This window comes from Mycobacterium sherrisii (genome assembly GCF_002102355.1).
In the GTDB taxonomy this organism is placed as follows: Bacteria; Actinomycetota; Actinomycetes; order Mycobacteriales; family Mycobacteriaceae; genus Mycobacterium; species Mycobacterium sherrisii.
On the sequence record NZ_LQPT01000094.1, the window covers coordinates 21,988 to 45,663 of the forward strand.

The following is a 23,676-nucleotide window of genomic DNA, read 5'->3' on the forward strand; positions in this document are numbered from 1 at the left end:
GGTTCACAGTAGGCCAGCCGGTCCCGCGATAGCGATATCGACGACTTTGATCACGACGAACACCGCCGCCACCACCAGATAAGCTCGTAGCGTCAGCAGCCCCGCCCGACGTATCGGCGACATGGCCGGCTTCGCGAGCTCGGCGAGATCGGGTGTCTGCCACCGTTCACGGTCCTGCCGGCGGACAGCGTTTCGTTCGGCCGGGGTGAGCGATGGAGCGTCATCGATTTCGTCGATGTCTTCAGCGTTCAGTCCGCCGCCGAACTGGCAGACGAGTATTTCTGCCCGCTGCCGGTCCCGATGCCGCCGACCGACAACGATTGCGACGGCACCTCCCACGATGCCGATCAGCGCTCCACCCGCCAGTCCGGCCTCGATGGTAACGGTCGATAGGCTCGGAAAAAAAGTGGTGGCCGTTAATGCCAAGGACAGCAGCACCAGGGACCACACGATGGTCCACGCGATGATGTTCTGTCGCACAGTGTTTACCCACGGTCCGAGAACAGCGTGGTCATTGCAGAGCAAGACCAAGAAGACTGTCGCCGAGGGAAGCAAGACACCTGCCAGCGCCTGGACCCCCTGGGTTACCAAGCCCAGGATATGGTCGGGGCTGAATGCGACGCCGGCAGACACTGCCAAAAGCGCAGCGTAGCCGCCATAGAACGTCGGCGCTTCGCTGATCTTCCAGTGCAGCGAGTGCCGCCTGCCCATCGCGTCACCGATGGCGTAGGTAGTGGCCAACCCGATTGCATTAGCCCCGATCAACGAGGCGTCCAGCAAGATGATCGCAAACAGCACCCCCGCGGGAGTGCCCACGTGGTGGGCGAGCCCGACGGCAACCGCGCCAGCATCGGTGAAGTTACCCATGTCAGGAGTGCCCGCCAACCCGAATGCGGATACCACCATCAGCGCGATAGCTCCGACCATGACCACGACGATCCCGATGGCCAAATCGGCACGGGCATACGGGATCCACCGCGCCGTGATGCGCTTGTCCACGATGTTGGACTGCTGGAAAAATAACTGCCACGGTGCGACCGTGGTACCGACAATGGCAACCGTCAACAGCAGGACAGTGGAATTCAGCCCGCCCGGGAACTGCGGTACCAGCCCAGCCGCGACGCGGCCCGGTGCGGGATGTACCAGCAGGACCATCGGGATGATCAACACATTCACCGCGATCAACAGGAACATCAGCGCTTCCCAGCGCCGAAACGAGCCACCGGCCACCACTGCGAACAGCAACACCGCGGCGGCCGGAACCGCGACGATCTTCGGACAGCCAAGGAAGCCGAGAGCCATTGCTACGCCGATGAATTCGGTGACGACCGTCAGGGCATTAACCACGAGAAGATCGCCCAGGCTAAACGCGCCCCAGAACTTGCCGAAGCGTTGGAAGATCAGTCGGGCATGCCCGGCCCGCGTGACGGCGCCCAACCGCAGGACCATCTCCTGGTTTACGTAGAGCACCGGGATCAGTAGCGCCAGGGTCCACAACAGGCCCACACCGTAGTTCTGTCCAGCCTGGGAGTACGTCGCAACCCCACCGGCATCGTTGTCGCCGACCATCACGATCAGCCCCGGACCGGTGATGACCATCAGCGTGCGCAGACGCCGGAAGCGGCCTGTGAAAGCGGCGTCGCTGTCGCGCCGAATGCGGCCGAGCGCGCCGACGATGTCGTCGGTATGCGCAGGATTCAGCACGACTCCATCAGGCGTCGAACGTCGTGATCCAGCGGCGTTGCGGCCGAAGCCGAAAAAGCGTGAACCTCCGGGGTGCGGGGTGAAGATGGAACTCATCGTGTGCTCACAATCTGGAGTAGGGCTATGAAGCTCGAACGATCGACACTTCCCCAGCACAGGGGTTGCCGCTGATCTGGACCTGCCGCTGGGGCTGCGAGGCGCGGCGGGTCACCGGTGTCCGTCCCGGCCGGGCGGTGCCAGTCCGTCCCGGCCGGGCGAGATCACGGCGACCGGCGTCTGCGAGACATACCGGTACGGCCGCTCGTCGTAGCTGGGGATACGCAGCGAGCACCACTTGTCGCGCAGTAGCCTGCCCGCGCGCAGCATCGACCGCTCTGCGACGCCGTGAAACCGTTGTGCAACAACAAAAGTCATGATTTCCCCCTCGCCGGATGTCTGATCGGCTCATCGGCGCGCTGCGTCCAGCCCAGCCGGGCGCGCGCCACGCACCGCTACCGCGGTTGCGGGACAGGCGAATTCAGAGCTGGGTCAGCAGTAGGAGGTGCCGTGACCGGATCGGAACAAGATGGATTTCGGATGCGGATTATCGCCGGGACTCATCTCGCCCTCACCTCCTCACGGCCATGACACACGCGGGTGTCGTTACGTTTCGCACGCGGAGGGGCAGGAACGGCAACCGGGCGGGCCGTCGTGCGCACCCCTCTCGTCGGAGCTTCGGCACTACACGGCGTATCTGGATTCCAGAAGCCACTTGGGCTCAACCCTTGGGTCCGGGAAGAGCTGTCCTGACCCGGGGCGTCTCTCGACGTTCGGGGTCAGTGGCCTGTGTCCGTGCAGACGCCTCACCTACCGAGGTGCTTGCCCGTCCATGCTGGCACCGAGAGCGCCGCTCGTCAAACGGGTCGCCTCGGTGGTGTGCTGGCTCACAGCGCAAGTTCGTGGGCGCCGGCCACCCCCGCAGCATCGCCGCCTACCCTCGACGACATGGGTAACACATTGCTGGACCCCCGGGTCGAGGCGGTCCTCGATCGGATGTACGCCGAGACGAAGAACCAAATGTCGCTGCTGCGCGAACGTATGCACGAGTTCAACAAACCGATGACCGCAGCGGAGCGCAGCGAGGCGATGCGCGAGTTCTACATTCCGGTGACTCCGGATGCCGGTCGGCTGTTGTACGCGCTGGTGCGGGCGGCCCGACCGAGCACGGTCGTCGAATTCGGAATGTCGTTCGGCATCTCGGCCATTCATCTCGCGGCCGCCGTCCGCGACAATGGCGCCGGCCGGGTAATCACCACCGAGCTCAGCGCGAGCAAGATCGCCGCAGCCAAGCAGACGTTCGCCGAGACCGGGCTGGCCGACCTGATCACGATCCTGCAGGGCGACGCCCTCACCACGTTGCAGGGGCTGGACGGGCCGGTCGAGTTCGTCCTGCTCGACGGCTGGAAAGACCTTTATCTGCCGCTGATCAAGCTGCTCGAACCCCGGCTCAGCACAGGCGCTTTGGTCATCGCCGACAATGCCAGCGCGGCCGATATGGCGCCCTATCTGGAGCGGGTGCGCACGCCCAGTAACGGATACACCAGCTTCAACTTGCTCGTCCGGGAAAACGACAGCATGGAAATCAGCTGCCGCACCGGCGATTAGCCGCTATCGCAGGGACTCTTCGAGCCACGGCGTCAACCACTTGACCCCTTCCGGGGTGAGGTGGACGCCGTCGCTGCGCACCTTGATGCCGTCCACCTTGGCGGTGTAAACACCGTCCGGGCAAAGCTTTTTGTTCAGATCCAAAATTTGCACATTCGGGTGCCCGGCAACGGTCTTGCGCAGCATGGTGTTCCACTGGTTGACGCGATCCGGCTGGTCTTCGGGGTATAGACGGCCGTCCGGTTTCTCCCCACCCCGGCTGTAGGGCACGGTGGCGACCACCACGCGATCCCCGCTGGCGCTGACGATGTTCAGCGCACGCTCCAGCTCTCCGTTGAGGTAGGCGTCGAAGGTCGGATCGCCGATGTGGGTCCACTGCCCCTCATTGACCCGATCCACCGTCTCCCAGCGGCCGATGATCAGCAACGCGACATCCGGCTGGTCCTGGCTGACCTGGGCCGCCCACCGGCTCGGCCAGGTGTCGCATTCCGGGCGTTGCTCCAGGGTCTGGCCGAGGTACCGATACGGTGTGCCGCGGACCAGGCTGCAGCCGATGACGGTGTGGTCGAGGAAGGCGAACCCGGGCGTCGGCGGCAAAAAGTGCATCCACGTCCATCCGATGGAATCACCGAATACCGAAACGGTGAACGGCCGGTTAGGGTTTCGCGGTCCCACCGGGCGACTGCCGCCGGGCTGCGCCGGCGACACCGCGGCGACGGCCGAGACCCCGGGCGGCAGGCCCTCGCGTAGGCCGGTCCCGGTTCCGACCGGAACAACCAGCAGCGTGATCGCCGCCGCACTGGCCACGGTCGCGGCGGCCAGCGGCAGCAGCGCCACCCGGGCCGGTCGCCAGCGGCGGATCGGCTGCTCGATCAGCCAGTACGAAGCGGCGGCGACGGCCAGCGTCGCACCGCACCGAGCCGCGAACAGCGGCCAATCCGTCAACCCCGTGCGTTCGCCGTTGAGCGCCATGAAGATTGGCCAATGCCATAGGTAGACGCCATAGGAGATGGTCCCCAGCCACACCAGCGGTGGCAGCGCCAGGAGGCGGGCGATCAGCCCACGCTGCTCCATGGCCACCGGGGCCACCACGAAGACGGCCGCGACGGCTACCCCGATCAGCAGGCCGTGGCGGAAATCGCCGACGTTGCCGGTGGCGAAGTGAGCCGCCGCCGCCAGGCCGGCCAGGCCGAGCACCGGGAGCACGCGGGCGACCCGCCGACCCCAGCGAGTCCGGATCATGCACCAGCCGCGGTTCAGCGACGGCCAATCTCGTACCAGCAGAGCGGCCGCCGCCGAGCCGACCAGCAGTGCCTGGGCGCGGGTATCGGTGCCGAAGTAGATCCGGTCCCGGGTGGTGTCGGAGACGAAGACGATGGCCGCCGCCGCGGAAGCCAGTGCTCCCAGGGTGGCGATCACGAACGTGGCGAACCGCACCCCGCCGACGGTGGCCCGCATGAAGTAACGCTTGGCCCGCGCCGCCAACAGCAGCGTCACCACGATTAACAGCACCGGCCAGAGGAAGTAGTACTGCTCCTCGACCCCGAGCGACCAGGCATGCCGCAGCGGTGACGAGGTGCCCTGCGTGAAGTAGTCGGTCTTTTGCGCAACGAAGCGCCAATTGGCCACCCACAGAAACGCGGCGATCGCGTCGTCGCGCAGGCCGGTCAGGGCCTGGGCCGGCAGCAGCGCCCGCCCGGCACCCACGGCCAACACCATCAAGACCAGCGCCGGCAACAGTCGGCGCGCTCGGCGAATCCAGAAGCCGGTCAGATCGATACGTCCGGTACGCCCCAGTTCATCGAGCAGGAGCGAGGTGATCAAAAAGCCGCTGAGGACGAAGAAGACGTCGACGCCCAGGAACCCGCCGGTGACACCCGGGATCCCGCCGTGGTCGGCGAGGACCAGGGCGACGGCGACGGCACGCAGCCCGTCCAGCGCCGGAATACCGGCGTGCCGGTCGGGTTTGTCCCAGATCGCGAGCCGCCCGGAGCGGCGCATCGGGGCGACCCAACGACGCGGCCCAGCAGGGCGCTCCGGCGCGGGGTGCTCCCCGCCCGGCTCAGTTCTCGGTTTCAGCGCGGTCGGTCCACTCTGCCGCCCAGCGCGGTAGTTGCTGCCGATACGTCGTCGCCCCTCCTCGTGACGTCAGCAAGCTTAGAGGCGGCCGTGCACGATCGGGCGGAGGACACGCAGCGGTTTTCGGCCGCGGCGCGTTCGGATTTGGGGTTCGGGATTCAGCCGGCGTCGGGCGCGTAACCCAGTGTGCTTTTGACTTCCAGATACTCGCGGAAGCCGAAATCGCTCCACTCGCGGCCGTTGCCGCTGCGCTTGTACCCGCCGAAGGGTGCGTTCAGGTCAAACGCGTGGTTGATCGTCACCCATCCGGCGCGGATCCGGCGAGCAACCTCGCGCGCCTTGTCGAGGTCGGCCCCCGAGACGAACCCGGCCAAGCCGTAATCGGTGTCGTTGGCGATCTCGACGGCGTGGTCGATGTCGTCATAGCCGAGGATGCACAGCACCGGCCCGAAGATTTCTTCGCGTGCGATCGTCATGTCGTTGGTGACGTCCGCGAAGACGGTGGGCCGGACGTAGTAGCCCTTGTCCAGCCCCGGCGGCCGGCCCGGACCTCCCGCGACCAGCGTCGCGCCCTCGTCGATGCCCTGTTGGATCAGCCGCTGCACCCTGTCGAACTGCGCCTTCGAGGCGACCGGTCCGATCGAGGTCGCGTCGTCGGCGTCGCCCACCACGACTTTCTCGGCTATCGCTCGGGCGATCGTAATGGCCTCGGCCAGCCGCGAATTCGGGACCAACAGTCGTGACGGTGCGTTACAACTCTGCCCGGAGTTGGGCATCATGTTCGCCACGCCGGCGCTGACGCTCTCGGCGAACCCAGTGTCATCGAGGACGATGTTGGGGCTTTTCCCGCCGAGTTCTTGGGTCACTCGCTTAACGGTCGGCGCGGCGTTCTTCGCCACCTCGACGCCGGCGCGGGTCGAGCCGGTGAACGACACCATGTCGACGCCTGGGTGGCTCGTCAGAGTCACACCCACGCCAGCGCCGTCGCCGTTGACGAGGTTGAACACCCCGGGCGGCACGCCCGCGGCGTCGAGGATCTCCGTGAAGATGTAGGGCGAATAGGGCGCCACCTCAGAGGGTTTGAGGATGACCGTGCACCCGCACGCCAACGCCGGGTACACCTTGACCGCGACCTGGTTGATCGGCCAGTTCCACGGCGTGATCAAGCCGCAGACCCCGATGGGCTCCCGGGCGATCAGCGTCGCCCCGTGCTGCTCCTCGAACGGGAAGTTCTTCAGCACGTCGATGGCCGTGGTCAGGTGACCGATCCCGAGAAAGACCTGGGGTCCGGCCGCCAGCGACGGAGGTGCGCCGATTTCTTCGGTGACGGCCTCGGCCAGATCGTCCGCCCGCTTCTGGTACTCGGCCAGGATTGCCTGCAGCAGATCCAGGCGCTGCTCGCGGGTGCTTTGCGACCAGTCGCCGAAGGCCCGCCGGGCGGCGTTGACCGCCACGTCGACGTCGGCCGCCGACCCCAGCGAAATTCTGCCGGACACCTGTTCGGTCGCCGGGTTGTCGACGTCGAAAGTGTTGGGACGCACCGGGTCGACCCATTGTCCGTCGATGTAGAACTTCAGGTAGTCGCGCATCAGATCGTCCCTTTCTCGCCGGCTGGTCTACTGGGTGCCCTCGGCGTACCAGGTGCGGAATTCGTCGTATTTGGGCATCTCCTCGGAGTTGGCCTTCGGATCGATGCAGACGTGGACGACGGCGGTCTTGCCGCTGGCGTAGGACCGCGCGATCGCCGGACCGATTTCCTCCTCCTTCTCGACGTACTCGCCGTGGCAGCCGAAGCCCTCGGCGACCTTGTCCAGCCGGACGTCCTTGCTCCAGTGCACGCCGGGCTGCGGCGACGGCTGGGGGAAGGTGCGCTTGTAGACGCCGACTTCCAGCCCCCATTGGTGGTCCACGCCCACCACGCAGACCAGCGGAAGGTTTTGCCGCGCAGCGGTTTCCAACTCGGCGATGTGGAAAAGAAACGCCGAGTCGCTGGTCAACAGCATCACCGGACGCCGACCGCCGTCGGCGACCGACGCGCCGATCGCATACGGCAGACCGGTGCCCAGGTGGCCGAAGTTCTGGTTCCAGATGACGTCGTGCGGTTTGGCCTGCGAGTAGGTCCAGCCGAAGATGACGGTCGCGCCGCCGTCGCGCACCATGATCCCATTCTCCGGGAACGCCCGGGTGGCCTCGACGATGAACCGCGCCGGGTGAACCGGCGTCCGCCCGGCCGGGGCAGTGTCGGCCAGCTGCGCCAGCTCCGCGGCGTCGTCACCGATCCAGCGCTGCAGATCTGCCGACGGCGCGCGCGGCGTGTCGCGCAGCGCGTTCACCAGCTGGGGCAACACGCCACGCAGGTCGCCGACCAGCGGCAGGTCGATGGGACGGTTGACGCCGATGGCCAGCGGATCCTGTTCGACCAGAACCCATTTGCGCTTGGCGTCGTTCGCCGCCCAGTGCCGGGTTCTGCCGTAGTGGCTCGGTTCGCCGAGCTCCGTGCCCAGGGCGACGCACAGGTCGGATTTCACCACCGCCTCGACGGCGGCCGGCGAGAACCCGTAGGCGAAGGTGCGATCCTCGAGGCCGTCGATGAACGACGTGCCGCCGGAGGTCTGGATCACCGGGCATTGCATCAGGTCGGCGAGCTGCTTGACCACCGCACCGGTGCGTGAGGTGTGAACCCCGTGACCCACCAACAGGATCGGGCTTTCTGCCGCCCGGATCAACTCCGCCGCCTCGGTCACCTCGCGTTCGCCCGCGGTTTGGTTGACGAGCCGATACCGTTGGGGCGGCAGCGGATCCGGCACGTCGAGCTCGGCGAGGATGACGTGTGACGGGTACTCGACGTAGGCCGGGCCGGGGGTGCCGGACATGGCGCGGCGGAATGCCTCGCGGATAATTTCGTCGGTTTGCTCGGCGTACTCGATGGCGGCGCTGTACTTCACCGATGCCGTGAACAACGGTTCCTGGCGGACGAATTGGATGCGACCACGCCGGACGCGGCGTTCGGTGATGCGGGCGCGCTGGCCGCCGAGGAAGATCACCGGCGAGTTCTCCACCTTGGCGCACTGGATCGCGCCGGCCATGTTGGCCATGCCCGGGCCGAGCGTGCCGATGCACAGGCCGGGCTTGCCCGTCATGCGCGATGCCGCCTCGGCCATGAATCCCGCGCTCAGTTCGTGGTGCGGCGCGACCACCGACCAGCCGCGGGCGTCGGCCTCGGCGAACATGTGCACGAAGTTCGGGTCGGGGATGCCGAACAGGGTATTCACCCCCTCGGCCTCGAACAGGTCGAGAATGCGCTGGTACACGGGCACGGCCATGCTGGAAACTCCTTAGGGATAGCTCACCGTGAGCGGCCGGAAAGCCGACGTCTCCGGATTGCAGCGAAATATGCTGCGGCGGTTCACGACTCGACCTGCAGTTCGAGCATGCCGAGTATCTCTGCGGTGTGGGCGCCGAGCTCGGGCGCGGGCCCGGCAACGCGGCCCGGCGTCCGGGAAAACCAGGTCGGCACGCCGGGGAAACGCACCGGCCCGTGCGGGGTGTCCACCGTCTCGAACATGCCGACGGCCTGCAGGTGCGGGTCGTGGAACAACGCATCCGGCGTGTTCAGCGGCGCGACGGGTATCTCGAGTTCACGCAGCAGCGTCAACCACTCCGCGGTACTGCGCTCTTTCATGGTCTCGGCCACCAGGCCGTACACGGTGTCGATGTGGCGGGCGCGTTGTTCCAGCGTGGAATACAGCTCGCTGGCCCACGGCGGCCGCACGGCCTGCATGAAGGCCTGCCAATGCTTGTCGTTGTAGATCAACGCTGCGATGTGGCCGTCGCTGGTGCGGTACGGCCGGCGGTTGGGTGCCACGGTGCGCGGATATACCGCCGGACCCAACGGCGGCTCGAACAGCGCACCGTTGGCGTGTTCGACGAGCATGAACGAGGCCATAGTCTCGAACATGGCGACCTCGACCTCTTGCCCCTCGCCGGTGCGCTCGCCGTGGAACAGCGCCATCGTCGTCGCGTACAGCGCCGTCAGGCCGGCGATCTTGTCGGCCATGATGGTGCCGACGTAGTCGGCCTCGCCGGTCAGTTGCTGTTGCACGGCGGGCAGGCCGCACTCGGCCTGGATGGTGTCGTCATAGGCAGGGCGGTCGCGGTCGGGGCCGCGGCGCCCGTACCCGTAGCAGTTCGTGTACACGATCGCGGGATTGATCGCGGCAACGTCGCCGTAGCCGAAGCCGAGCTTGGCGATCGCTTTGGCGCGCATTGAGTGGATGAACACGTCCGCGGTTTCGACCAGCGCGCGTAACGCCCGGACTCCCGCGTCGGTTCGCAAGTCCAGCACGACGCTGCGCTTGCCCCGGTTGACGTTGACGAATACCCCGCTCATGCCCGGCGCCGGACCCACCGAGATGTAGCGGGTGTTATCTCTTTGGGGCGGTTCGACTTTGATCACGTCGGCGCCCATGTCGGCCATGATCTGGGTGCAATACGGCCCCATCACCATCGCGGTTAGGTCGATCACGCGCACCCCGGACATCGGGCCGGTCTGGCTAGCCATTGAGCGCTCCTTGGTCCGTGCAGCGGTGCGCCAGCTCGAAGCTGTAGCGGATGTGTTCGTTGTGTCCGTTCGGGACGGCCGGAAAGATCAGCGGCGCGTCGACGTACCGGATGGCGTCGAGATGGCTGCCGACGTCCTCGATGGTCCACGCCGGCCAGCACACGCCGGGGCTCTCGGCGATGACGGCCCGGGCCACCCGGCCCGCCAGCGCGATGAACAGTTCACCGGTGACCGAGCACGATTCATGAGCGAGCCAACCCACCACGGGGGCAACGAGTTCCGGGCCCATCGGCGGGTAGGACGAGGTGTCGATGCCGTCGGCCATGCGGGTCACGGCCGCGGGCACGATCACGTTGCAGCGCACCCCCTCGGCGGCCCCTTCCAGCGCCGCGACGTTGGCCAGCCCGATCACGCCCGCCTTCGCGGCCGCGTAATTGGCCACGTTGTGGTTCCCGTACAGCCCGCCGATCGACGAGGTCAGCACGATGCGGCCGTAACCCGCCGAACACATCAGCGGGAACGCCTGCCGCACCACGTTGAACGCGCCGCGCAGGTGCACGTCGAGCACGGCGTCGAAGTCCTCGTCGTTCATCTCCTTCAGCGAGGCGTGGCGTACGTTGCCGGCGTTGTGGATCACGACGTCGATCCCGCCGAAGTGCTCGAGCGCGGTCGCGACGATGTCATGGGCCCCGTCGCGGGTCGTCACCGTCGCAGTGGACGCGACGGCGGTGCCCCCGGCCGCGGTGATCTCGCCGACCACCTGCTGCGCCGGGCCGGCGTCGACGCCGGTCCCGTCGAGGCCGCCGCCGACGTCGTTGACGACCACCTTCGCCCCGCGTTCGGTGAGCAGGTGGGCATATGCGCGACCCAGTCCGCGACCGGCACCGGTCACCACGGCAACGCGGTTGTCGAATCGCAGTGGCGGCGCCACGGTTTCACTCAACGGCCGAGCACCAGCCCTTCCAGGTCGCCCTTGTCGCGCCACCCCCGCAGCAAATCCTCGAAGGCGTAAAAGCCTGGGCCGTAGGGCTCCCCCAGGTGCGACCGGATGCCCTCTCCCGCCGCCGCACCCATACCGCCGCCTTCGTTGTTGTAGTAGCCCGGCGTGCACTGGGCGTCGAACGCCGAGTTGTCCACCGCGGTTTCCCGGATGGTCGCGCACCACTGCTCTTGTGCCGCTTGGCTGGGCTCCACCGTGACCGCCCCCCGCTTCAGCGCTTCGGCGATGACGTAGGCGATGTGTTCGCCCTGCAGTTCGTAATTCGCGGCGATGTTGGCCGAGATACCGACCTGGGTGAATCCGGTATAGAACTGGTTTGGGAAGCCGCGGCTGATCATCCCGTGCAGGGTCTGGTAGCCGTCGCGCCAATAGTCGAACAGCGACACTCCGTCGCGTCCCTGGATTGCCTCGATCGAGTACCGCCGGCTGATTTCGGTGGTGATTTCGAAGCCGCTGGCGTAGATGATGCAGTCCAGCTCGTATTCGACGCCGTTGGCCACCAAGCCTCTTTCGGTGGCCCGCTCAACGCCTTTGCTAGCCGACACGTCGACCAGTGTGACGTTCGGGCGGTTGAAGCTCGGCAGGTAGTCGTCATTGGAACAGGGCCGCTTGCACAGGAATCGGTAGTACGGCTTGAGGGCCTCGGCGGTCGCCGGGTCGTCGATCAGGGCGTCGATGCGGCGGCGCAGCCGCTCCATGATCTTGTAGTCCTCTTCCTCTCGGATAGCCATGAACTGCTCGGGTGTCATCGACGCGGGATCGTCGAGGGCCAGCACCCGTGCGGCGGTGTTGCGTCCCAACTCGGTCCAGAAGTCGCACACCAGGTCCGGCTGCCCCAGCGCCATTCCCTCGAACGTCCAGGAGTGGAAGTTGCGCTGCCGTTCCCGTTGCCAGCCGGGTCGCAGCGTCTTGACCCATTCCGGATCGGTCGCGGTGTTGTTGCGCTGGTCCACGGTCGACGGCGTGCGCTGAAACACGTACAGATGTTTGGCGTCGCGGGCCAGGAAGGGAACGATCTGGATCCCGGTGGCACCGGTACCGACCACCGCGACGCGCTTGTCGGCCAGCTTGTGCAGGCCCCCGGTGACGTCGCCCCCGGTGTAGTCGTAGTCCCACCGGGACGAGTGAAAGCTGTGTCCGCGAAAGGCTTTGATACCGGGGATGCCGGGCAGCTTCGGTCGGTGGAACGGGCCCGAGGCGAGCACGACGAACCGCGCGCGGATGTCGTCGCGATTGGTGCTGATTCGCCAGCGCTTGAGCTGTTCATCCCAACGCAGTTCGCGCACCTGGGTGGAGAAGATGGCCGAGTCGTACAGGCCGAAATGTTTACCGATGTTGCGACAGTGCTGGTAGATTTCGGCGCCGTCGGCGAACTTCTTCGACGGCATGAAGCCGAGCTCTTCGAGCAGCGGTATGTAGCAATACGATTCGTTGTCGCATTGGATGCCCGGATAGCGGTTCCAATACCAGACCCCGCCGAAGTCGCCACCGAGCTCGACGATCCGCACGTCGTCGACGCCCGCCTTCTTCAGCTGCGCCGCCGACAGCAGGCCGGCGAACCCGCCGCCGAGCACCGCGACGTCGATGTCCGCACGGATCGGCTCGCGGGGTGTTACCGGGGTGTAGGGATCGACCTCGTAATAACCGGCGAAGTCGTCCTCGAGTTCGATGTATTGCTTGGAACCTTCGCTGCGGAGGCGCTTTTCGCGCTCGTGCGGGTACTTTGCACGCAGCACGTCGATGTCGAAATCATCGGGCGTCTGGGGCGGTCCGCAATTCTCGAACATTGTCATCTACCGGAAAGCTCCTGCGGTTCGCCGGTACCCATGTACTTCGACAGCTGGTAGTGCAGGTTGACGGTGCTGCGCTCGCGGTACGGATTGGGCTTGGTGCCGCACGAAGCCGAGCGATTTCATGCCCTGCTGCACCGCCGCCATGTTGGAGAAGTCCTGCGGTAACACCGACCGCCACCGGGGGTCGCCGACCGGGGTGTACTCCCACTGCGTCTGCGGCTCTTCGCCTTTCGGGTACAGCTCGAAGACCGAGACCTCGAAGATGCACTTGTCCGGGTTGTAGCTGGGGTGTGGCCGCGCGCCGTAGCACAGCGCGCTGGTCAGGCCCTGCCCGATCTGGAAGTTGGGGAAGATCTGCCATGCGGTGCCGGCCCGGCCCAGGACGTCGGGTGGAATCGTCGGCCAGATCACGCCGCGGGCCTCGTCGTCGCGGCGTGCCGATGCCAGCCAGTGCTCGAGCACCTTGTCGGCCGGTGTGCCCTCGGGCAATTCGTCGACCAGCCGCTTGGCGGCGTTCACCAGCGTCTGGGTGGTGGTGGCATTGGTCTCCTCCATCGTGTACACCTGCATCTGGGCGGTCGACACCCGCGGGTCGGCTCCGGTGCCGAGGCGGATCTTGGACTTGGTTGCCTCCAGGTCCTCGGGTGCGTCGTAGCCGATGTGGCTGTGCCTGCCCTGTGCTTTCGCCCAGCCCTTGAACTCGCCGAACTGGTTGAACTCCGGATGGGTGGTGTAGACGTGGTAGGTCTCGTTGAACGCCTCCAGTGCGACCTTCCAATTGCAATCGAATTCAAGCCATTTGCGCCATTTGTAGCGCATGTTCTCACACCCGAACGGGTCCAGGATCTTCGCGGCGGGAAAGAGGTAATCGGCCAGCGGCTCGCAGTCGGGGTCCATGTTGATCCACAACCAACCGCCCCAGGTGTCGACCTGCACCGGCCGTAGGCGGGTGTTGTCGGCCGTGAGCGCGCCCTGCCAGTCCTGCTGCTCGCAGATGTGGGTGCAGGCTCCGTCCAGGCCGTAGGTCCAGCCGTGAAAGCCGCAGACGAAGGATTTGCGGGCCCGCCCGCAGGCATTCTTGGCGCCCGCGGGGATGTCGATGAGCCGGCGGCCGCGGTGCATGCAGACGTTGTGGTGGGCCGCACACTCTTTGGCGCCGGTGCGCACCACGATGATCGAGTCGTCGAGGATGTCGTAGGTCAGGTAGCTGCCCACCTCGGGCAGCTCTTCGACCCGGCCGACCTGTTGCCAGACCTTGCGCCACAGCTTGTCCCGCTCGGCGCGGGCGTAGTCCTCGGAGAGGTAGGCCTCCACGCCGATCGTCATCGGCGTCGAAAGTTCCTCGGTCGCAGCATCTTTGGCGAGGTCAGTCATCATATCCTCCTAATCGCCGCGCGGAAGGATTCGTCATGTAGGAACAGCGACGTGTTGTCGGCGCCGAGATGGCTCCACTTCAGGTCCAGGCCGCCGTCGACGAGCAGCGTCTGGCCGGTGATGTAACTGGACAGCTGCGACAGCAGGAACAGAATCGCGCCGCCTGCTCTTCGGGACGGCCGCGCCGACCCATCGCGATCGCCCGCCGATCGCGTTCGGGGTCCTCGTCGACGTAGGTGCGTGAGGCCGCCGTCGCGGTGATACCGGGCGCCACGGCGTTGACACGAATTCCCGCCAGCGCCAATTCAAGCGCCATGGTGCGGGTCATCGCCGTGATCGCGGCTTTGGCCGTCCCGTAGGCGACGTGAAACGGTGCGGTGTTCATGCCGCTGATCGAGGAGATCGACACGATCGAACCCGCCTGTCGCTGCGCGACGAGTTCGCGCGCCACGGCTTGGCTCATGAAGAAGGCCGTTTCGAGGTTGTCGGCGAAAATCTTGTGCCAGTCGGCGCGCGTCACCCGGGTGGACGGCATCCATGTCGAGGGTTCGGCTCCACCGGCGACGTTGACCAGCCCGTACAGGTTGCCGTCGGCGCGGCGCGCCTGGTCGAGCACCGCGGCGATGCCCTCGTCGGTGGCCGCGTCGGCCGCGACGGGCACCACGGCCAGACCCTGGTGGGCCAGCGGGGCGACGTGTTCGTCGAGGTTTGCCTTCGACCGGCTCACCGCGATCACCGTGGCACCCGCCCGGGCGGCCATCGCGGTAATAGTCGTGCCGATGCCGCCCCCGCCGGCGCCGGAGACCACGACCACGCGGCCGTGCAGCCCGAGCAGACCGCCAGGATCCGGGTGACCGTTCATGACAACCGTTCGCCTACCTCAGCCAGGTTATTCGTCCGGACCAAATATCGCGTTCTGTCCTTTGGAGAACACTATTCCGATCGGTGGACTTGGCCGTCAAGGTCGGGCGACGACGCTTCGCGACTATTGTCTGGACTACATGGACTTTGATAGCGTCCAGCCCAAACGGCCGACGGAAGGATCCGGCGAGTGGTGGCCTTCGCAACGCTGCCGTCGCGCTATGCCGCGGCGGATTCCGGGGCAGCGCCCATCGACGTCGCCGCCGGGTGGGAGTTGCAACGCGTCACCGCGCCGAGCCGGCTGTTCGGCGCCAACGGTCTGCGCACCGGACCCGATGGTCGCATCTACATCGCGCAGGTGACCGGCAGCCAGATCAGCGCGCTGGATCACCGCACCGGGGAGCTGGTGACCGCGAGCCCCAAGGGCGGCGATATCGTCGCGCCCGACGACGTCGCCTTCGATGCCCGCGGCAACCTGTACGCCACGGAGGTGATGGACGGCCGGGTCAGCGTGCGCGACATCGGCGGTCATACGCGGGTGTTGCGCGCCGACGTGCCGTGCGCCAACGGCATCACCTTCCACCGGGATCGGCTGTTCATCGGTGAATGTCGAGACGGCGGACGGCTGCTGGAATTCGACCTGGCCGGTGGGCAGGCGCGGGTGCTGTTGGAGAACGTGCCCTCACCCAATGCGATGGAGGTGGGCCCGGACGGTTTGCTCTACTTCCCCGTCATGACCGCCAACGAGATCTGGCGCATCGATCCCGACGGTGGCGAGCCGCACTGCGTGGCACGGGATCTCGGCGTCCCGGATTCGGTCAAGTTTGACGCTGACGGCTACCTGGTGTCGACGCAGGTGGCCAGCGGGCAGGTGCTGCGCATAAATCCGCGCACCGGCGAACAACGTGTGCTCGCCCAGCTGAATCCGGGATTGGACAACTGCACATTCGTCGGAGATCGGCTGTTCGTCTCCAACTTCACCGGCGAGATCACCGAGATAGCACCGGACGGTACCGCGCAACCGGTGTTGGCGGGCGGACTCAACTGGCCGCTGGATCTGGCGGTGGGCCACGACGGGTTGCTCTACATCGCCGACGGCACCTATTTCTATGCCGCGCTGCCCGACGGTTCGCTACACACCGCGGGAATGCTGTTCAGCCCCGGTTACCCGGGGTTCCTGCGGGGCGTGGCCGCGGCCGGCCCGGGCGAGTTCGTCGTCACCACCTCCGGGGGCCAGGTCGGCCGCTACCGGCCGGCGTCGAACGAAACCGAGTTCCTGGCAGACGGTTTCGATCAGCTCTACGGTGTCGCGCTCGGCCCCCGCGGAGTAATCGTTGCGGAGCTGGGCACCGGCCGGGTGCTGGCGTTGCGCTCGGGTGCCGTCACGGTGCTGGCCGCCGATCTGCAGGAGCCCGTCGGCGTCACGATCGACACCGACGGGTCATGCCTGATCGCGGAGTCCGCTGTGGGCCGGGTGATCCGGGCGAATCGCGCCACGATCGATACCGTGATCGACGATCTGCAACGACCGCAGGGCATTCTGGTTCACGACGGTGTCCTCTACGTCGTCGACGCGGGCGCCAAGGAGGTGGTCGCGTTCGATCCGACCGGCCGCACCCGGCAATCGATCGCGTCCGGGTTGCCGATCGGCGCCCCACCCGGTGTGACGCCGAAACCGTTGCGCGGCATGCCTCCGTTCTCCGGGCCGCAGGGCCCGTTCGCCGGCATCGCCGCAGCGGCCGACGGGACGCTTTACATCTCGGCCGACGGCGACGGCAGCGTGCTGGCACTACGCCGGACCGGGGCCGACTGATGGCCCAGGCGATCGCGGCCGACCACCGCTATCTGCAGATCGCGCGCACGCTGCGTAGGGAGATCGTCGACGGCGTGTACCCGGTGGGTTCGCAGCTGCCGACCGAACACCAGCTGTGCGAGCGGTTCGCGGTGAGCCGCTACACCATTCGCGAAGCGCTACGGCGGCTGCGCGAGGACAACCTGATCGCGTCCCGGCCGCGCGCGGGCACCCGGGTGGTGCCTCGGCCTGCCTCGAGTTCCTATGCCCAGGACGCGATGTCGATCGACGATCTACTCGCGTTCGCGGCCGGCGCGCAGCTGACGATCGAGTCCAACGCGATGGTGACCATCGACGACGACCTGGCCGCCCGGACCGGCCTCGAGGCCGGCAGCCAATGGCTCTCGGTGCGCGGCTACCGGCAGGCCGACGGGACGACGGTGCCAATCTGTCGAACCGAGTACTACATCAGCCGGAGTTTCGCCGCGGTCGGCCGGCTGCTGCAACGCCACGCCGGACCTATTTTTCCGTTGATCGAGGACCTGTTCGGTGTGAGCATCGCTGCGCTGCACCAGGAAATCGCCGCCGTCGTGCTCTCCCCCGAGCTGGCCGACGGGCTCGGGGCGGCGGCCGGTACCGCCGCCCTGCAGATGCGGCGCACCTACACCACCTCCGATGGCGAGGTGGCCCAGGTGACGATCAACACCCACCTGTCGTCGAGATTCCGCTACGCCATGACGATGCGCCGGGTGACCGGGTAAGGCCGCCCAGGATGAGGTCGACGTGAGCGTCTCGCCCCCGCGGGACCCGGCGCAGGCGGCGGAGGCGTATCGCCGCGGATTGTGGGTGCACACCACCCTGGCCGATTCGCTGCGCACGGCCGCGGAACGGTCGCCTGAGCGAATCGTATTGGTAGATAGGAATATTCGGCTCGATTGTGCCACGTTATATGCCCAAGCCACCGCACTGGCCAGCGACCTGGTGTCGCGGCTGCCGGCGGGCAGCGTGGTTTCGTTCATGCTGCCGAACTGGCACGAGGCCGCCGTCATCTATCTCGCGGCCACCCTGGCCGGGATGGTGGTCAACCCGATCCTGCCGTCGCTGCGCGAGCACGACCTGCGGTTCATTCTCGAAGATGCCGCCAGCGCCATCATTTTCGTCCCGCACAGTTACGGCGGGCATGACTATGCGGCGATGCTCGACCGCGTGACCGCCACGATGAAACCGGCCCCGGCCGTGGTGGTGCTGCGCGGCGACGCCGGTCGGCACCTACCGTTCCGGCAATTGCTCGAACGGCCGCCGGGCGTCCCGGCCCTGCCGGCGCTGGATCCCGACGCGGTACGGATGATTCTCTACACCTCCGGCACCGCCGGTCGTCCCAAAGGCGTGCTGCACAGCCATAATTCGCTGCATGCGCTGATTTTTCAGATCCGCGGTCACTGGATGGTGACCCCCGGCGACACCTTCCTGGTGCCGTCGCCGATCGCCCATATCGGGGGGTCGATCTACGCGTTCGAATGCCCGCTGCTGCTGGGCAGCACCGCGGTGCTGATGGACCGATGGGATGCGGCCGAGGCGGTCGCGCTGATGGACGCCGAACGCTGTACCCACATGGCCGGCGCCACTGTTTTTCTGCAGCAACTGTTGTCCGCCGCCGAACGCGCCGGCACCCGGCTGCCCCACCTGAAGGTGTTCGTCTGCGGCGGCGCATCCGTACCGCCGTCGCTGATCCGCCAGGCCGCACGGTATTTCGACCGGGCGGTCGTCACCCGGGTGTACGGCTGCACGGAAGTGCCCGTCACCACCGTCGGCGCACCACGGCCTGACGAAGCGGACCGGGCCGCCGACACCGATGGGCGGCCCGGCATCGCCGAGATCGAGCTCGTCGCGCACGATGCCGCACCCGCCGGTGACGCCGAGATCTGTGTGCGCGGACCGCAGATGTTCGCGGGCTACCGCCGTCCCGAGGACAACGCCGAGTCCTTCGACGCCGCAGGGTTTTTCCGCACCGGCGACCTCGGACGCTGGAGGGACGGCCAGTATCTCGTCGTCACCGGCCGCGTCAAGGACGTGATCATCCGCAGCGGTGAGAACATCTCGGCCAAGGAGGTCGAGGACCTGCTGGCCGACCATCCCGACATCGCCGAGATCGCCATCGTCGGACTGCCCGATGACCGGACCGGGGAACGGGCGTGCGCGGTGATCGTGCCCAGCGGTGCGGCGCGACCGGACGTCGCGAGCCTGCTGAAGCTGCTGGTGAGCAAGGGTGTCGCCAAATTCAAGGCGCCGGAACAGGTTGTGCTCTGGGATGCCCTGCCGAAAAACGATGCCGGCAAGGTTCTCAAGCGTCGGATCCGGGAGTCGTTGATCCGGGCGGAGGCTAAGGATGGCTGAGATGCAAGTCGCGATCGTCACCGGAGCAAGCAGCGGCATCGGTTGGGGGTGCGCCACCAAGCTCGCAGAGCTGGGCATGGCGGTCGTCGGCACCGGCCGCGACCGGGACCGGCTGGCCGCTCTGCAGGAGGCGGTCGGCACGCCGGACCGCATCGAGACCCTTGCGGTCGATCTGACCGACGACGACGCGCCCCGCCGCATCGTAGACGTCGCGGTCGACCGGTGGGGCCGCATCGACTTCCTGATCAACAACGCCGGGGTGGGCAGCCCCAAACCACTACACGAAACCGACGACGAAACCCTAGACTATTTCCTGGATTTGATGCTGCGGGCCCCGTTTCGACTGGCGCGCGAGGCGCTGCCGCACATGGCACCGGGCTCGGCCATCATCAACGTCACGTCGACCTTCGCAGTCGTGGGCGGCCTGCGCGGCGGCGCCTACTCCGCGGCCAAGGGCGGACTCACCGCGCTCACCACACACATCGCCTGCCAGTACGGTGCGTCCGGAATCCGCTGCAACGCGGTTGCGCCCGGCGTGACGGTGACGCCGATGGTGCAGCGGCGCCTGCAGGACGAGCAATTCCGCAAGATCAACACGGAGATGACGCCGCACCAGCGGCTCGGCCGGATCGACGACATCGCCAGCACGGTCGCCTTCCTGTGCTCCCCAGGCGGAAGTTTCATCAACGGCCAAACGATCGTCGTCGACGGCGGCTGGAGCTCGACCAAGTATTTGTCGGAGTCCGCCTTGGCGGCACAGTGGATCCAGCGATGAATCTGTTTGCGATGCTCGATCAGGCCGCGCGCCGCTTCCCCGATCGCGGCGCCGTGTACTACGGACAGCACCGGGTGTGCAGTTGGGTTCAGTTGCGCGACCGAGCCTTACGGCTGGCCGGGTCGATCCGGCAGCGGCACGGTGCGAGTGCCCGCATCGCGATCACCACGCACAATCGTCCCGAAATCGTCGAGTTGATGTTCGCGGTCTGAGCCGCCGAGTGCGTGGTCGTCCCGATCAACTACAAGCTGCATCCGCGCGAGATGGTGCAGATCCTCGACGATGCGGGCGCCGCGGAGGTGTTCGCCTCGTCCTCTCTCGGCGCCCAGCTCGCCTCGATCACCACGACGCCGCTGGAAATCATTGCCTCCGAAGAGTATTCGCGTCGGCTCACCGCCCCGCCGGTGGTGCCGCCGCACACCGAGCCCAGCACGTTGGCCTGGCTTTTCTACACCAGCGGAACCACGGGCCGGTCAAAGGGTGCGATGTTGTCGCACCGCAACCTCACGGCGATGACGGTGGCGCACCTGGCCGACATCGACACCACGGACGAGTGCTGCAGCCTGCTGCACGCCGCGCCGATGTCACACGGCTCCGGTCTGTACGTGCTGCCGTACGTGCTGCGCGGCGCGCGCCCGGTGGTGCCCGAGTCCGGCAGCTTCGATCCCGACGAGTTTCTCGATCTGTGCGAGCAGCACCCCGGCGCCGGCGCATTCCTGGCCCCGACGATGGTGCAACGGCTGGTGGCCACGAGCCGCGCCCGGCCGGCCAATCTCCGGACGATCGTCTACGGCGGCGGCTCGATGTACGTGGAAAGCCTGCGCAAGGCGATCGCGGCGTTCGGGCCGATCTTCGCCCAGATTTACGGGCAGGGCGAATCGCCGATGACCATCACCGGACTGCGCCGCATTGATCACGAAACCGACGACGAGGCGATCCTGGGGTCGGTCGGCTATGCCCGGTCCGGGATGGAGGTCGCGGTGCTGCGCGCCGACGGCGACCGCGCGCCCGTCGGCGAAATCGGCGAAATCGTCTGCCGCGGCGACGCGGTCATGTCGGGGTATTGGCGGAATGCGGACGCGACCGCCGCCGCCCTCAAGGATGGCTGGCTCTACACCGGGGACCTGGGTTCGATCGACGCCCGCGGATTTCTCACCCTGCGGGATCGGTCGAAGGACGTGGTCATCAGCGGTGGGAGCAACATCTATCCCCGGGAGGTGGAGGAGGCGCTGCTCGAGCACCCGGCCGTCGCGGAGGCGTGCGTGGTCGGCGCCGCCGACCCGGAGTGGGGCGAGGTGGTGGTGGCGTTCATCGTCGGCGCGGTCGAGCCGGCAGTCCTGGACGCGCACCTGTTGCGACGCATCGTACGGTTCAAACGGCCCAAGCGTTATGAATTCGTCGACGAGCTACCGAAAAACAGCTACGGCAAGGTCCTCAAGCGCGAGCTGCGGGCGCGCCTGGCGCACTGAGCCCGGTCCGCCACGAAAGGGAGGTCGCAAATGAAATGTCGCGCCGCTGTCATCCGCGGAGTCGGCCAGGATTGGGAGATCCGGGAGATCGAACTGGACCCACCCCACGCCGGTGAGGTGATGGTGCGGATGGCCGTCGCCGGAATCTGCCATTCCGACGACCACCTGTTCACCGGCGACGTGGTGCCCACTCCCGAGGCCGTCGACGCAAGCGGCCAGCCGGCTCCGGACTGGTTCCCGTTGCTGGGCGGTCACGAGGGCGCCGGTGTCGTCGAAGAGGTCGGGCCGGGCGTGACGTCGGTGCGGCCGGGTGACCATGTGGCGCTCTCGTTCATCCCGGCCTGCGGCAGTTGCCGTTTCTGCGTGAACGGGCAGAGCTACATCTGTGACATCGGCGCCAGCCTGTTCGTGCGGGAAATGCCCACCGACGGAACCTGCCGCCGGCACCTGGGCGACGAAGACCTGTTGGCTTACGGGCAGCTCGGCACGTTCGCCGAATACGCGGTCCTCTCGGAGAGGTCGGTCATCAAGATCGACGACGCGATCCCGTTCCGCGCCGCTTCCCTGGTGTCGTGCGGGGTCAGCACGGGGTGGGGTTCCGCGACGATCTCGGCGGGTACCGAACCGGGCGACACCGTCGTCGTCATCGGTGCCGGGGGCGTGGGAATGAATGCCATGCAGGGGGCCCGAGCCGTCGGCGCGAAGTACGTCGTCGCGGTGGATCCTGTTGATGCCAAGCGGGATTCGGCCAAGATCTTCGGTGCCACCCACTCCGCTGCCTCGGCGCTCGATGCGATCCCGCTGGTCAAGGAGATCACCGCGGGCCTGATGGCAGATCGCGTGGTGGTCTGCCCCGGCGTGGTGCGTGTCGACTTGCTGCCGTTGGCGCTGACTCTGCTGCGCAAGGGTGGGGTCTGCGTGCTCACCGGCATCACCCCGTTCACCGAGCCGCCGGTGCCGTTGGTGCTGCAGGAGATGACGCTGTCGGCCAAGCAACCGCGGGGAGCGTTGTACGGCGGGATGAATCCCCGGACCAGCGTGCCGATGCTGTTGTCGCTGTACCAGGCCGGCGCGGTGAAGCTCGACGAACTGGTCACCCGCCACTATCGGCTCGACCAGATCAACGAGGCGATGACAGATCTGCGGGAGGGCCGCAACATTCGCGGCGTGATCGATTTCGCGGGCTGCTGACCGTCCCCAAATTCGCGGCAGCTCAAGCGGATTCGAAGTGGCGGCGGATTCCGGCCAACATCGCGAGGTGCGCCTTGACCCCCTCGCGCCTGGTCACCCGGGCCAGCGGCCGGGGTGCCGATATCCGGATTCGCTCGGTGATCCGCGTGCCGGTGACGGGATCCCGGATCGGTTCGAAGCTCACCATTCCGCGCAGGCGAACGCCGGGCGATTGATCGGCCTCGGTGAGCACGTCTCCGGTACGGCGGACATGCACGCACGCGTGGTAGGTGATCTCCTTGGTGAAGGGTCCCAGCGGAATTCGATCGACGACGCGGTAGCTCTGCCGGTAGCCGTCCGGCGTTTCGCTGCGCTCGAGCGCCTCGACCGAGACGATCAGCGGGTGCACGAGTCTGATGTTGTCCAGATTTACGTAGAAGTCGCGCACCGCCTCCGGCGGGGCGGGCACTTCTTCTGAGAGCGCGTGTTCGGAGTGCGCCGTCCAGAGGCTCATAGCACAGAACCTAGCCTGGCGGCGACCTCCCGCTTACCGTGGACCCACGAGCGAGCGGAGAAGCGGAGAAGTTAGTGGGCACGCAACATGAAGTGGTCGAGCGCTACCTGGAATGCCTGGCCGCTCATGATTGGGACGGGCTGGCCGACACCATCGCCGAGGAGGGCCTGACCCGCGAGGGGCCGTTTTGCGACGTCGTCGAGGGCAAGGCGCACTACGTCGCCTACCTGCGCAAGGTGTGCACCAGCCTCAAGGGACACCGCCTCGACGTGCAGCGGGTCTCGCACGTGGACTCCCGGGTGTCGTACGCGGAGCTGTCCGAGACATTCGAGATCGACGACCTCGCGACCACCTGGCCCGAATGCATCCTTTTCGAGCAAGACGCCGACGGCCTGATCGCTCGAGTGAGCGTGTTTTTCAAGCAACGACCGGCCACCGAATAGCGGGTTGGGTATCCAATGCCCGGGTTTCCCAATGGGTTTGGGTGTTGTGGTTTAGTTGGGTGGTGGTTGGGGTTGGAAGGGTTGGTACCACCACCATTGCGCG

16 protein-coding genes, 3 pseudogenes and 1 riboswitch are annotated in these 23,676 nt (G+C 66.8%); of the genes and pseudogenes, 8 read left to right on the plus strand and 11 right to left on the minus strand.

Annotated features, from left to right (window positions below; genetic code table 11):
* Positions 1 to 3 precede the first annotated feature (3 nt).
* On the minus strand, positions 4 to 1,800 hold the full coding sequence (locus AWC25_RS19555; protein ID WP_069402424.1) for an NRAMP family divalent metal transporter: 1,797 nt from the start codon (positions 1,798 to 1,800) through the stop codon (positions 4 to 6).
* A 111-nt stretch (positions 1,801 to 1,911) separates the two neighbouring features.
* Entirely contained in the window at positions 1,912 to 2,118 is a 207-nt protein-coding gene (locus AWC25_RS26670; protein ID WP_142278957.1) for a hypothetical protein, read from the minus strand.
* 277 nt (positions 2,119 to 2,395) lie between these two features.
* Positions 2,396 to 2,565, minus strand: a riboswitch (M-box (ykoK) riboswitch).
* Between the two features lie 123 nt (positions 2,566 to 2,688).
* Here AWC25_RS26670 and AWC25_RS19560 point away from each other — a divergent pair.
* On the plus strand, positions 2,689 to 3,348 hold the full coding sequence (locus AWC25_RS19560) for an O-methyltransferase (RefSeq protein ID WP_069402425.1): 660 nt from the start codon (positions 2,689 to 2,691) through the stop codon (positions 3,346 to 3,348).
* Between the two features lie 3 nt (positions 3,349 to 3,351).
* On the opposite strand, the gene AWC25_RS19565 is transcribed toward AWC25_RS19560, so the two are convergent.
* The 8 genes and pseudogenes from AWC25_RS19565 to AWC25_RS19605 all read right to left on the minus strand — a co-directional run bounded on the left by AWC25_RS19565 (position 3,352) and on the right by AWC25_RS19605 (position 15,017).
* Positions 3,352 to 5,349, minus strand: a complete 1,998-nt coding sequence (locus AWC25_RS19565) for an acyltransferase family protein (protein WP_069402426.1) — start codon at positions 5,347 to 5,349, stop codon at positions 3,352 to 3,354.
* Positions 5,350 to 5,585: 236 nt separating this feature from the next.
* On the minus strand, positions 5,586 to 7,016 hold the full coding sequence (locus AWC25_RS19575; RefSeq protein WP_069402427.1) for an aldehyde dehydrogenase family protein: 1,431 nt from the start codon (positions 7,014 to 7,016) through the stop codon (positions 5,586 to 5,588).
* A gap of 27 nt (positions 7,017 to 7,043) precedes the next feature.
* Positions 7,044 to 8,750, minus strand: a complete 1,707-nt coding sequence (locus tag AWC25_RS19580; RefSeq protein WP_085167308.1) for a thiamine pyrophosphate-binding protein — start codon at positions 8,748 to 8,750, stop codon at positions 7,044 to 7,046.
* A gap of 83 nt (positions 8,751 to 8,833) precedes the next feature.
* Positions 8,834 to 9,967: a CaiB/BaiF CoA transferase family protein gene (locus AWC25_RS19585; RefSeq protein WP_069402439.1), complete on the minus strand. Its 1,134-nt coding sequence runs from the start codon at positions 9,965 to 9,967 to the stop codon at positions 8,834 to 8,836.
* Positions 9,968 to 9,980: 13 nt separating this feature from the next.
* Positions 9,981 to 10,931, minus strand: a complete 951-nt coding sequence (locus AWC25_RS19590) for an SDR family NAD(P)-dependent oxidoreductase (RefSeq protein ID WP_069402429.1) — start codon at positions 10,929 to 10,931, stop codon at positions 9,981 to 9,983.
* Positions 10,928 to 12,781, minus strand: a complete 1,854-nt coding sequence (locus AWC25_RS19595; RefSeq protein ID WP_069402430.1) for a flavin-containing monooxygenase — start codon at positions 12,779 to 12,781, stop codon at positions 10,928 to 10,930. The genes AWC25_RS19590 and AWC25_RS19595 overlap by 4 nt, the downstream gene beginning before the upstream one ends.
* Positions 12,778 to 14,155, minus strand: a pseudogene (locus AWC25_RS19600) (aromatic ring-hydroxylating oxygenase subunit alpha). The gene AWC25_RS19595 and the pseudogene AWC25_RS19600 overlap by 4 nt, the downstream one beginning before the upstream one ends.
* Positions 14,155 to 15,017, minus strand: a pseudogene (locus AWC25_RS19605) (SDR family NAD(P)-dependent oxidoreductase). The pseudogenes AWC25_RS19600 and AWC25_RS19605 overlap by 1 nt, the downstream one beginning before the upstream one ends.
* Before the next feature lie 189 nt (positions 15,018 to 15,206).
* On the opposite strand from AWC25_RS19605, the gene AWC25_RS19610 reads away from it, so the two are divergent.
* From AWC25_RS19610 to AWC25_RS19635, 6 genes and pseudogenes are all read left to right on the plus strand, one after another.
* On the plus strand, positions 15,207 to 16,829 hold the full coding sequence (locus tag AWC25_RS19610) for an SMP-30/gluconolactonase/LRE family protein (RefSeq protein WP_372513569.1): 1,623 nt from the start codon (positions 15,207 to 15,209) through the stop codon (positions 16,827 to 16,829).
* Positions 16,829 to 17,569: a GntR family transcriptional regulator gene (locus tag AWC25_RS19615; RefSeq protein ID WP_069402431.1), complete on the plus strand. Its 741-nt coding sequence runs from the start codon at positions 16,829 to 16,831 to the stop codon at positions 17,567 to 17,569. Before AWC25_RS19610 ends, AWC25_RS19615 begins: the two co-directional genes overlap by 1 nt.
* 22 nt (positions 17,570 to 17,591) lie before the next feature.
* Positions 17,592 to 19,202 (plus strand): AMP-binding protein, encoded by a 1,611-nt coding sequence (locus AWC25_RS19620; RefSeq protein WP_069402432.1) that lies wholly within the window; start codon positions 17,592 to 17,594, stop codon positions 19,200 to 19,202.
* Complete coding sequence (locus tag AWC25_RS19625) at positions 19,195 to 19,977, plus strand: SDR family NAD(P)-dependent oxidoreductase (RefSeq protein ID WP_084229521.1); 783 nt, start codon at positions 19,195 to 19,197, stop codon at positions 19,975 to 19,977. Before AWC25_RS19620 ends, AWC25_RS19625 begins: the two co-directional genes overlap by 8 nt.
* Positions 19,974 to 21,446, plus strand: a pseudogene (locus AWC25_RS19630) (AMP-binding protein). Before AWC25_RS19625 ends, AWC25_RS19630 begins: the two are co-directional and overlap by 4 nt.
* 30 nt (positions 21,447 to 21,476) lie before the next feature.
* The gene (locus AWC25_RS19635; RefSeq protein WP_069402434.1) at positions 21,477 to 22,637 is read left to right on the plus strand and encodes an NDMA-dependent alcohol dehydrogenase; all 1,161 of its coding nucleotides are present in this window, start codon (positions 21,477 to 21,479) and stop codon (positions 22,635 to 22,637) included.
* Between the two features lie 22 nt (positions 22,638 to 22,659).
* Here the strand turns inward: AWC25_RS19635 and AWC25_RS19640 are convergent, their stop codons facing one another.
* Complete coding sequence (locus AWC25_RS19640; protein ID WP_069402435.1) at positions 22,660 to 23,130, minus strand: SRPBCC family protein; 471 nt, start codon at positions 23,128 to 23,130, stop codon at positions 22,660 to 22,662.
* A gap of 74 nt (positions 23,131 to 23,204) precedes the next feature.
* Between AWC25_RS19640 and AWC25_RS19645 the strand changes: the two genes are divergently transcribed.
* A complete protein-coding gene (locus AWC25_RS19645; RefSeq protein ID WP_069402436.1) occupies positions 23,205 to 23,573 on the plus strand; it encodes a nuclear transport factor 2 family protein in 369 nt (122 codons plus the stop codon).
* Positions 23,574 to 23,676 lie beyond the last annotated feature (103 nt).